Genomic DNA, 10,336 nt, shown 5'->3' with positions numbered 1-10,336 from the left:
TTAGCAAAGAGATATCAGATGCTGCAGATGAATATCTTCTTATACCTATGCTGGGGCAGGTTGAGTCAATGAATGCGGCAACATCTGCGGCTATCCTTGGATTTGAGGCTGCAAGACAAAGGCGTATATAGATATGACATTCCTTGCCGTAGAACTGCGTCAGCAGTGATTTTATAACGAGCAAAAAGCGAAGCGTTTGCGAGTTTAACTAAGGTGAGGAGTAGTTCACATATTATTTAACAGAAGTATAATAGGGACTTAAGTGATACTATAAATGACATATACTATTATTGATCACAAATGATCTTATTTAGAAGGAGGCTCAAAATGGTTATTGGTTTTATTGGACTTGGAAACATGGCAAAGGCTATGATTGGCGGGGTTTTGAAAAAAGCTATCGTATCTCCTGAAGATATAATTGGTTCAGCTGCAACACAGAAGACCTGCGATAAGGTTGCTGAGAAATTTGGCATTCAGACAAGGGATTCTAACAGGAAAGTAGCTAAGGAGGCTGACGTTATAATCCTTGCTGTTAAGCCTCAGTATTTTACTCAGGTTATAGCTGAGATCATGGATGATGTTGATGAGAACAAACTTGTGATTTCTATAGCAGCAGGCAAGACCTTAAAGTGGATAGAAGGTGCTTTTGAAAAGAAGGTAAAGCTTATCCGTGTAATGCCCAATACACCTGCTCTCGTAGGAGAGGGATGTACTGCTGTATGCAGGAACGAGCTTGTTTCTGATGAAGAACTTGCATTTGCAATGTCAATCTTTGAAAGCTTCGGTCAGGCAAGCGTTGTTAATGAAAATCTTATGGATGTAGTTGGAGGCGTCAGTGGTTCAAGCCCTGCATATGCCTTTATGTTCATAGAAGCTATGGCAGATGCTGCAGTAGAAGGCGGCATGCCGAGAAAGCAGGCGTATCAGTTTGCTGCCCAGTCCCTTCTTGGAAGTGCCAAGATGGTACTTGAAACCGGAAAGCACCCGGGAGAACTCAAAGATATGGTTTGTTCACCTGGAGGAACTACAATAGCAGCAGTAAGAGTCCTTGAAGAGAATGGATTCAGAGGTGCTGTGATCGATGCTATAAAAGCTTGTATAGATAAGACCAAACAGCTGTAACTTTTCTTTTCACAAGTAAAAATAATATTTTTGGCATTACAAAATTATATAAATTAAGCCTGCCTTAATAATCCTAAAAATTGGTAATAAATATTCTTTGGATTTACTCTGATTTGGATAATAAAAAAGGTTCTCCAAAGCCTTTAAAATCAAGGCAAAACCAGACCACAAGCCTGTGTAAGAGCTGCCATAATTTGACAAAGCTATATCCAAATGTTAAGATGTTTCTTGCGGATTTTTAAAGGAAAAGTAACAAAATCCATAAGAGGGACAAAGCTTATGAAAAAGAGTAGAGCGAGTGTTCTTCTCACAAGCCTTATGCTGTCAGCTTTAATGCTTACACCAGATCTTGGTATCACAGCACAGGCAAGTGGGGTTGGTGTAGCTTCTGTGATCGGAGCCTCCGATGAAACAGAAAAGGGTGAATTGGAACAGGCACAAGAGTCAGCACAAGCTATTTCAGAGAACGCAGAGAAGACAGATGATGAAGGTACATCATATGTCGCAGGGTACAGCTCAGATCTGGTCATGGCCAATGTTAGTAAGACACTAAATGTCAGAACCGAACCGAGCGAGGATGCGGAGAAAGCCGGAGTTTTATATAAGGACTGTGGCGGACGCATTTTGGAACAGAAGGACGGATGGACTAAAATTCAATCAGGTGATCTTGTAGGATGGGCTGATGATGATTATCTTCTCTTTGGAGAGGATGCTCAGGAACTTGCTAAAGAAGTAGGAAGCGAGGTCATAACAGTTACTACTAACGCTCTTTATGTAAGGAGTGAAGCAACTACATCTTCAGATTCACTTGGAGTTATCACAAAGGGCGATCAGCTCGACATAATCGAAGACCTCGGTAATGGATGGGTCAGCGTCGAATATGATGATGAAGAAGGTTATGTTCAGGGCAAGTATGTAAACATAGATTTCAGACTTGATGCCGGTGAGACAGTTGCTGCGATCAAGCTTCGCGAAGAAGAAGCCAAGAAAGCAGAGATGACACGTCAGCGTGAAGCTGTTCAGGCTGATGGCGACGAAGTTAAGCTCCTTGCTGCGCTTATACAGTGTGAAGCTGGTAACCAGCCATATGATGGTAAGGTTGGGGTTGGAGCAGTAGTCATGAACCGTGTAAAGAGTGCTGCATATCCTAATACCATATATGATGTTATTTATGCATCAGGCCAGTTTACACCTGCCTTAAATGGTAAGGTTGCTAAGGTCTATAATAGTGGTAATATAAGCGATAGCTGCATGCAGGCAGCTCAGGCAGCAATTAACGGAGAGACAACCGTAGGTGGTGCAACTCACTTTAAACGTGTAGGTCACCATGATGGCGGATACGTGATCCAGGACCATGTATTTTGGTAAAACTTAATATTGAACCTTTTCATATTTCCCCTGTTCATTATGGACAGGGGATTTTTCTATTTAAGCCAAATTAAAATGTGTTAAATTGGTCTTGTTATATATTTATCAAATTGTATGTTTGGGGTATACTATAGAAAACAAGGAAATTCCTAAAGATGTCTTTTGGGAGAAAGGAGTATCTATGGAAATAAGCATGGTTGTTGTCTGGCTTGTTTTGCTTCTTGTATGTATTATTGTTGAGGCAGTGACCACATCACTTGTTAGTATCTGGTTTGCTTTTGGCTGCCTTGTAGCTGCGGTTATGGCACAGATCGGGGTTCCTATTTTTGCACAGATAGTAGTTTTTGCCATAGTGTCATTGCTTATTATGGCAGCAATAAGACCAATTGCCAAAGAGCACTTTAACAATAAGACAGTAGAGACTAATGCTGGAAGTGTTGTTGGCAAGAAAGCCCGTGTTACCGGAGCTATTGATAATGAGCTTGGAACAGGACAGGTTAATGTTGAAGGAATGGACTGGTCAGCCAGATCATCTTTTGATGAGGTGAAAATACCCGTTGGTGAAACTGTAATAATAAGAGCTATCGACGGTGTGAAACTTGTAGTTGAAAAAATTGTATAAATTAAGGAGGAGCTTATGGCAGGAATAGTAATAGCTATAATACTTATCGTCATCGTAATTCTTATTGCATCATGCGTTAAGATCGTACCACAGTCTTATGAATATGTAATAGAAAATCTTGGTACTTACAAATCAACTTGGAAAGCAGGAATCCACTTCCTCGTACCTTTCTTTGAAAGAGTAGCAAAGAGAGTTAACTTAAAAGAGCAGGTGTGTGACTTCCCACCTCAGCCTGTTATCACAAAAGATAACGTTACAATGCAGATTGACTCAGTAGTATTCTTCATGATCACAGATCCTAAGCTTTATACATATCGTGTTGAGAATCCGATCATGGCTATTGAGACACTTACTGCTACTACACTTCGTAACATCATCGGTGATATGGAGCTCGACCAGACTCTTACAAGCCGTGAGACTATCAATACTCAGATGAGATCACTTCTTGATATCGCAACAGATCCATGGGGCATCAAGGTTACAAGAGTAGAGCTTAAGAACATCAATCCTCCTGTTGCAATAAGAGATGCGATGGAGAAGCAGATGAAGGCAGAGCGTGAAAGACGTGAAGCTATTCTCCGTGCAGAAGGTGAGAAGAAATCAACAGTCCTTGTAGCTGAAGGTAAGAAGGAATCACAGATCCTTGAAGCTGAAGCTAAGAAGCAGGCTACAATCCTTGCAGCTGAAGCTCAGAAGGAAAAAGAGATCCGTGAAGCAGAAGGTCGAGCTCAGGCTATTCGTGCCGTACAGGCTGCTAATGCAGAAGGTATCCGCATGATCAAAGAAGCTGGAGCAGACCAGTCAGTTCTTACTATCAAGTCTCTTGAAGCATTTGAAAAGGCAGCTGATGGTAATGCTACCAAGATCATCATTCCTTCAGAACTTCAGGGTCTTGCAGGCCTTGCAACATCTTTCAAGGAAATCGTTAAGGATGATTCCAAGAAATAATTAGACTGGAATAAAAAGATCATTCTAAGAAATGATTAGATTGGGATATAAAGATCATTCCGGGAAATAATTATATTAGGATGTGAAGATCATTCCGAGAATTATTATATTGGAATGTAAAGATGATTCCATATAAAGAATAATATTGATATGTTAAAAGGTTTCAGGCTTTGGCTTGAAACCTTTTTTCTCTATTAATAAAAAAATTGCATATATGCAAATATGGAAAGCTTCCGATCTGCCAATGCTATACTCAGCATAAATCAAGCAGGCGGAGGTTTTTGTATGAATGAAAAGGAAATAAAAAAGGGAATAAAAAAGAATGAAGCTCTTCTATGGCTAGGCAGCTGGACTTCCAGATTTGGCAATATTGTATTCGACTATGCTAATAGTATAAGTATCGTTAGCTTTTTTGCCGGAAAGCCTGTAGTGCTGGCCTTATACCAAAGCTCAGAAACGATAATCCAGATCATATTCAATCTTGTGGGCGGTGTCAAGGCTGACAATGGCAATAGAAAAAGGCTTGTCGTTGTAACAGATTTACTGGCGGCTCTTATATGCTTTGTCCTTAGCTTTTTGGTTGATTCCGGAAGGATGGCTATGGCTATAATAGCTGCCAATGCGCTTCTTGCCCTTGTATATGCATTTAATTCACCAACATATAAATCGCTTGTCAGGGAGATGATCTACAAAGATCGTATAGGCTTTTTTAACTCAATAGCTCATGCAGGAAGCGAGATCATAGGTATTACAGGCCCAATACTAAGTGTAGGACTTGTGGCTGTGATAGGAACAAGGGGAGCTCTATTGTTTGATGCTATGACATTTTTGGTATCAGCACTTCTTGAATGCTGTCTTATAAGAGTTACGGATGCGCCGTCCAAAGGTAAGAGCAGTAATAATGTTTTTACAGATATAATCGAAGGAATAAAGTATCTTGTAAGCAAGAAGCAGATCTTCTTTTTGGTGATACTATCAGCTCTTGTTAATTTCTTCCTGGCAGGATACAATCTGCTACTTCCATATACGGATGTGATGTACAAGGGGGTCTTTGATAATTTCTATAGTAAAGCTCTTGCCATGGAAGCTGTAGGAGGGATACTTGGATCTGTAGTTATCTCTAAAGTTGCTGACAGGTTCAAGGATAATGTTTATATCATGATACTGTTCTTGTCAGGAACGGGTATAGCAATGCTTTGTGAGCCGTGTCTTGCCTTGACGCAGAATATGTATCTGTGCCTTGTTCCTTTCGCACTATTTGGTATAGCGCTTACGGTTTTCAATATTATCCTTATGTCACATGTTCAGGTATCTGTTGATGAGAACTTCCTTGGAAGGGTGTTCAGCATTATTTTTACAGTAGCAGTACTGTTCATGCCGGTAGGATCATTTTCTTTTTCAGCTTTTGTAAATGCTAAGAGTGTGGGAAGCTTTGCAATTGTTGGAGGCGGCATAGTGATCTTATCGCTTATGAGCATTTTCATATTAAAGGCTATCGAAAGAAGAAATGGATAATGGCAATGATCTATAAACTGTCCGTCTCTGCAAAGCCTTGGGTGATACCGCACCGTCTAAGCAGGAGGTTTGAGTATATATAAAATTCTTAGTATGGGGGCATTTGATCTGTTAAAAAAATGGACACCATAGTATAAAATGAAACCTTTTTTAGAGTAAGCATTTTCTATATTCTTTATATAAAAATAGTAAAGCTATATTTTTAATACACCAAAGTTTTCTACATATAAGATGGTAGCCTTCGTGGGAGTTAGAGTACTTGCATGAAAGTAGGTAACGATAGTAGGAAGACTTTTAGTATAGCGGTATATGTAGGGGGAATGCACTCATGATAAAAAAGAGATATTTGTTATTTATAGGACTTGTGGCACTTATTGGGATTGCTGTTGGATGCGGAAAAAGTAAAGTTAAGATTAAAGATTTCCACACAGACATCTTTGGAGATAACGTTTATATTTTTTCTCCGGAAGATGATATTGATAAAGTGCAGGAAACTCTTGATAAGATATATGAAAAGCAGGAGACAGCGCAGTTTGATGATGCGCGCTATGCCATATATTTTATGCCCGGATCCTATGAGGTATCTACAAGTGCAGGCTTCTATACTCAGATAGCGGGACTTGGAGTGCTTCCTACAGATACTAAGATATCTGCTATCAATACTTATGCAAGGTGGCTTTCCGATGACCCTTCTAATCACAACGCAACTTGTAATTTCTGGCGAAGCATTGAGAATGTTGAGACCATGTCAGATGTAGTGTGGGCTGTGTCTCAGGCAACTGGTATGAGAAGAGTTCAGGTAGATGGGAACCTTACTCTTCATGATGAATACGGCTGGGCAAGCGGAGGATTTCTTGCAGATTCCAGTATTGAAGGAATAGTGGATTCCGGAAGTCAGCAGCAGTGGCTGTCTAGGAATAACAGCTATAAAGGCTGGACAGGTCAGAACTGGAACATTGTAATGGCTGGTGACAAGGCTTCTGGAGTGCCGGATAAGACGTGGCCTGAAGCTGCTTATACCGTAGTAGATACTACAAAAGTGGTTAGAGAAAAGCCATTCCTTGTATATGATGACAAGGACGGATTTGGAGTCTATGTGCCTGATTGGAAGAACGACAGCGCCTCTTATGGCTGGCAGCAGGATACTAATGAGGGCAAGGTTCTTCCTATTAGTGATTTTTATATTGCAAAAGAAAAAACAGATAATGCAGATACTATAAATAGGGCTCTTTCTGAGGGCAAAAGTATTATTTTCACTCCTGGAATATATAAACTTGATAAGGCTCTTAATATTCAAAACTCAGGGACTATCCTTCTTGGAATGGGGCTTGCAACGCTTAGATCCGCAAATGGAAACGAATGCATAGTATCGGATAATGCTGATGATCTGATACTTGCAGGACTTCTTGTAGATGCAGGTACAAGTGAATCTGATAACCTAGTTCATCTTGGCCAAAAAGATGGTGCCAAGCCGTCACTTCTATGCGATATGTACTTTAGAGTGGGCGGTATTCCATCAGACAGACCTTGTAAGACCAAGGCATGCATCACTGTAAATCTTGATAATACAGTAGGTGATAATCTCTGGGTATGGAGAGCTGATCATGGTGACAATGTTGGCTGGGACCGTAATACCTGCGAGAACGGCATCATCATAAACGGCGACAACGTCACTATGTATGCTCTTATGGTGGAGCACTTTAACGGATATCAGACGTTGTGGAACGGTAACGGCGGAACTTGCATCATGTATCAAAGTGAGGTTCCATATGATGTTCCTGACAAGGGACAGTGGATAAGTCCTGATGGGAAAAGATTCGGTTATGCATCCTTCAAGGTTTCTGATGATGTTACATCTTTCTATGCGGCAGGTCTGGGTGTATACCTATACAATAGAGATAATTCTATTCCTATGTACTGTGCAATGGAGGTTCCGGACATAGAGGGAGTGCATGTACACAACATCATAACCGTTTATCTTAACGGATTCCCCGGCATGAAATGTGTTATCAATGAGGCTGGAGATTCTATCATCAGTCCCGGCCAGACATCCAAGATACTTGACTACGAAAATGGGCAGTGGAGATAATCCACTGCCTTTGGCTATGTTATTATATATAATCAGTCATGTCTTGGCGGTAGTTTTTTGCTAGATTTATGCAGCCTAGGTAGTCGTAGATTTTGATTGCTTCTTCCATGATTTCTTTGCCTCTGGTTTTATCTTCCCATTTGTATGTATACATGCCTAGTAAGAAGTGGTAGAGGTTTCGCTCATATAGTTTGGTTTCATCGGAGATTAGAGCTGGTATGTTGTCTTTATAGTAGGTGGCGGCGTCTTTGTTGTTTCTATATACACAGGTTTCGAAGATGTTTAATAGTACTATAGTTGCGAGGTTTTTATTGGCGCCTGTTTTTGTGACTTTGTTTAAAACTTCTGTGCCCATCTTATGTAGAAGGGGGATGTCTATGAACATGTAGATATTGCCGATCAGTATCAGTTCATAGATATTCCATTCATCTGTTACGAAGAGGTAGTCTGCAATCTCACGTTCATATTCCTTTGGAAAAGGAATGCTTCTGTCACATTTACAGATAAAACTCTGTGCCAGGATCATATTCAAATGGTATTGGTATATAGATGGATTGTTGCTATATTTCTCTTTTTGTTCTTTATATAAACTTCTGAATCCTTCTATATCTCTTTCATATTCAAGCTTTGATAATTTGGACATGAATTCGATTGTTTCTGACTTTTGATGGCTATTTAATGAGCTGAAGAATTCGCCGGGTTCTGTCTGTATATTTTTTAATGCTGTTATAAATTTTGATATAGAAAGATCTGCTTGCCCTCTTTCAAAACGAGACAGTTGTGACATGGACACGTTTTCATCTGAGGCCTGTTTAAGGCTTATGTGATTATTTATTCTAAGTTCGCGGAAGGTTCTTCCTATTTCTAAAAGACTTTTCATAAATAAAATCCTTTCGTTGTCGTAGGCGGAAACCCACTGCCTTTCAGGCGGTGGGAGGAGCCTTATAAATTCGCAGCCATTAACCTTGACTTTCGATGTACTTTTGTATAGTTGCCGAAGATTCTTCGCCTATACTACAAGCAAAGTAGCCGTCAGACCAAAATATCTTATGTTTCCAATAACACTTGGATAAGAAGTTTGGATATCTTTGCCACAGATAATATGTGGTCTGCTGTTTAATCAGTTTAACTATATCGCACACTCTATTCGTAGTGTCGTAGCTTATCAGAAAATGTATATGGTCTTTATCGGTTTCCATTGCAATAATGCCATAACCTTTAGAATTGCAGATATCGTATATCATTTGCTTTACATCGTCAGCAATAGAGCCTTTAAGTATTTGTTTGCGGTATTTAGTAACGAGAACTATATGTACTTTAAGACTATACTTACGCCTGTTGTGACGATTATATCTGTTACTCATGGGTTATTTGTTGTATGTGTCCATAATCTTATGAATGTTTTTAACAACTTCCTCAATGAACCACTCAGGTTCAATATTATTTTGTTCTGCTATGTATTGCATATCTTGAACGAAACATTCCGCTTCGCTTTGTGCTTGCTTTTTAGCATCTCTCAACCATTTTTCCACGATAAAATTCCTCTATAAATAATTGACTTTCACTAATAATTATTATATCATGTTTTAGTGAAATAACAACGAGGTACATTATGGAACAAATGACAGTTACAGCTAAAATACAGATATCTGTTAATACAGACAGCAAGATTCTACTTGACGAAACTATGTCTGTTTATTCTGATGCCTGTAATTATGTATCTGACTATGTGTTTCGTACTCACGACCTAAAGCAGTTTTCACTTAATAAGGCTTTATACTCTAAACTCAGAGAAAAGTTTGGACTAAAATCTCAGATGGCACAGTCTGTATTTAAGACTGTTATCGCAAAATACAAGGCTATTCTTAAAGATCAACAAAAGTGGATTCAGCCTTCTTTCAAAAAACCTCAATATGACCTTGTTTGGAATAGGGATTATTCCATCACTCAAAACTGCTTTTCAGTTAATACACTAAATGGTCGTATTAAACTATCCTATTTCACTAAAGGCATGTCTAAATACTTTGACCATACAATCTATAGATTTGGCACAGCAAAGCTCATAAATAAGTATGACAAATATTTTTTGTATATCCCTGTTACTTATGATATCGAAGAGACCAATATTTCCGATATTTGCAATGTTGTAGGTATTGACAGAGGCATTAACTTTGTCATAGCCACCTATGACAGCAAGCACAAGTCTGTGTTTGTAAACGGAAAAGCCATTAAACAAAAACGTGTTCACTATTCCAAACTCCGTAAAGAGCTCCAAATGCGCCAGACCTCATCTGCAAGACGAAGGCTTAAGGCTATCGGACAGCGAGAAAACCGTTGGATGTCTAATGTAAACCATCAGATATCGAAGGCACTCGTTGATAGTAACCCGCAGCATACGCTATTTGTCCTTGAAGACTTGACAGGTATTCGTAATGCCACAGAGCATGTCAGAACTAAAGACCGTTATGTGTCTGCATCATGGTCTTTTTATGACCTTGAACGGAAACTTGTTTACAAGGCTACACAGAATCAGTCTACAGTTATCAAAGTTGACCCTCGTTATACCAGTCAGTGTTGTCCTTCTTGTGGATACATTGAAAAGGCTAACCGTGATAAGAAGATACATCTGTTTGCATGTAAATACTGTGGCTATAAATCAAACGATGACCGCA

At 39.4% G+C, this 10,336-nt stretch carries 10 protein-coding genes and 1 pseudogene; 8 read left to right on the top strand and 3 right to left on the bottom strand.

The features are described from left to right. From K6G87_RS20015 to K6G87_RS18360, 7 genes and pseudogenes are all read left to right on the top strand, one after another. A pseudogene (locus tag K6G87_RS20015) lies at positions 1-131 on the top strand (23S rRNA (guanosine(2251)-2'-O)-methyltransferase RlmB); the annotation flags it as partial. 196 nt (positions 132-327) lie between these two features. Next, positions 328-1,122: a pyrroline-5-carboxylate reductase gene (gene proC / locus K6G87_RS18385; RefSeq protein ID WP_296840555.1), complete on the top strand. Its 795-nt coding sequence runs from the start codon at positions 328-330 to the stop codon at positions 1,120-1,122. 279 nt (positions 1,123-1,401) lie between these two features. Continuing rightward, the gene (locus K6G87_RS18380) at positions 1,402-2,490 is read left to right on the top strand and encodes an SH3 domain-containing protein (protein ID WP_296840552.1); all 1,089 of its coding nucleotides are present in this window, start codon (positions 1,402-1,404) and stop codon (positions 2,488-2,490) included. A 181-nt stretch (positions 2,491-2,671) separates the two neighbouring features. After that, positions 2,672-3,112 carry an NfeD family protein gene (locus K6G87_RS18375; RefSeq protein WP_296840549.1) on the top strand — a complete coding sequence of 147 codons (441 nt, stop codon included), beginning with the start codon at positions 2,672-2,674 and terminating at the stop codon, positions 3,110-3,112. A 15-nt stretch (positions 3,113-3,127) separates the two neighbouring features. Then, positions 3,128-4,060: an SPFH domain-containing protein gene (locus K6G87_RS18370; protein WP_296840547.1), complete on the top strand. Its 933-nt coding sequence runs from the start codon at positions 3,128-3,130 to the stop codon at positions 4,058-4,060. 285 nt (positions 4,061-4,345) lie between these two features. Beyond that, complete coding sequence (locus tag K6G87_RS18365) at positions 4,346-5,575, top strand: MFS transporter (RefSeq protein WP_296840544.1); 1,230 nt, start codon at positions 4,346-4,348, stop codon at positions 5,573-5,575. A 328-nt stretch (positions 5,576-5,903) separates the two neighbouring features. Then, a complete protein-coding gene (locus K6G87_RS18360) occupies positions 5,904-7,664 on the top strand; it encodes a sialidase (RefSeq protein ID WP_296840542.1) in 1,761 nt (586 codons plus the stop codon). Positions 7,665-7,686: 22 nt separating this feature from the next. Here the strand turns inward: K6G87_RS18360 and K6G87_RS18355 are convergent, their stop codons facing one another. The 3 genes from K6G87_RS18355 to K6G87_RS18345 form a co-directional block, all read right to left on the bottom strand. Then, positions 7,687-8,544: an Rgg/GadR/MutR family transcriptional regulator gene (locus K6G87_RS18355; RefSeq protein WP_296840540.1), complete on the bottom strand. Its 858-nt coding sequence runs from the start codon at positions 8,542-8,544 to the stop codon at positions 7,687-7,689. A 79-nt stretch (positions 8,545-8,623) separates the two neighbouring features. Next, positions 8,624-9,028 carry an IS200/IS605 family transposase gene (gene tnpA / locus K6G87_RS20010; protein ID WP_296840537.1) on the bottom strand — a complete coding sequence of 135 codons (405 nt, stop codon included), beginning with the start codon at positions 9,026-9,028 and terminating at the stop codon, positions 8,624-8,626. A 3-nt stretch (positions 9,029-9,031) separates the two neighbouring features. Beyond that, positions 9,032-9,196 (bottom strand): hypothetical protein, encoded by a 165-nt coding sequence (locus K6G87_RS18345; protein ID WP_296840534.1) that lies wholly within the window; start codon positions 9,194-9,196, stop codon positions 9,032-9,034. A gap of 80 nt (positions 9,197-9,276) precedes the next feature. On the opposite strand from K6G87_RS18345, the gene K6G87_RS18340 reads away from it, so the two are divergent. Beyond that, the coding region (locus tag K6G87_RS18340) for a transposase (RefSeq protein WP_296840531.1) at positions 9,277-10,336 on the top strand (1,060 nt) is incomplete at its 3' end.

The organism is Butyrivibrio sp., from assembly GCF_024699075.1.
Note: the sequence above shows the minus strand (reverse complement) of the source record. Positions and strands in the feature narration are given on the sequence as shown.

Bases quoted from the DNA above. Each gene is read 5' to 3' on its own strand.
- K6G87_RS18355 (WP_296840540.1), bottom strand. From the start codon at position 8,544: ATGAAAAGTCTTTTAGAAATAGGAAGAACCTTCCGCGAACTTAGAATA.
- tnpA (WP_296840537.1), bottom strand. From the start codon at position 9,028: ATGAGTAACAGATATAATCGTCACAACAGGCGTAAGTATAGTCTTAAA.
- K6G87_RS18375 (WP_296840549.1), top strand. From the start codon at position 2,672: ATGGAAATAAGCATGGTTGTTGTCTGGCTTGTTTTGCTTCTTGTATGT.
- K6G87_RS18365 (WP_296840544.1), top strand. From the start codon at position 4,346: ATGAATGAAAAGGAAATAAAAAAGGGAATAAAAAAGAATGAAGCTCTT.
- K6G87_RS18360 (WP_296840542.1), top strand. From the start codon at position 5,904: ATGATAAAAAAGAGATATTTGTTATTTATAGGACTTGTGGCACTTATT.
- proC (WP_296840555.1), top strand. From the start codon at position 328: ATGGTTATTGGTTTTATTGGACTTGGAAACATGGCAAAGGCTATGATT.
- K6G87_RS18380 (WP_296840552.1), top strand. From the start codon at position 1,402: ATGAAAAAGAGTAGAGCGAGTGTTCTTCTCACAAGCCTTATGCTGTCA.
- K6G87_RS18370 (WP_296840547.1), top strand. From the start codon at position 3,128: ATGGCAGGAATAGTAATAGCTATAATACTTATCGTCATCGTAATTCTT.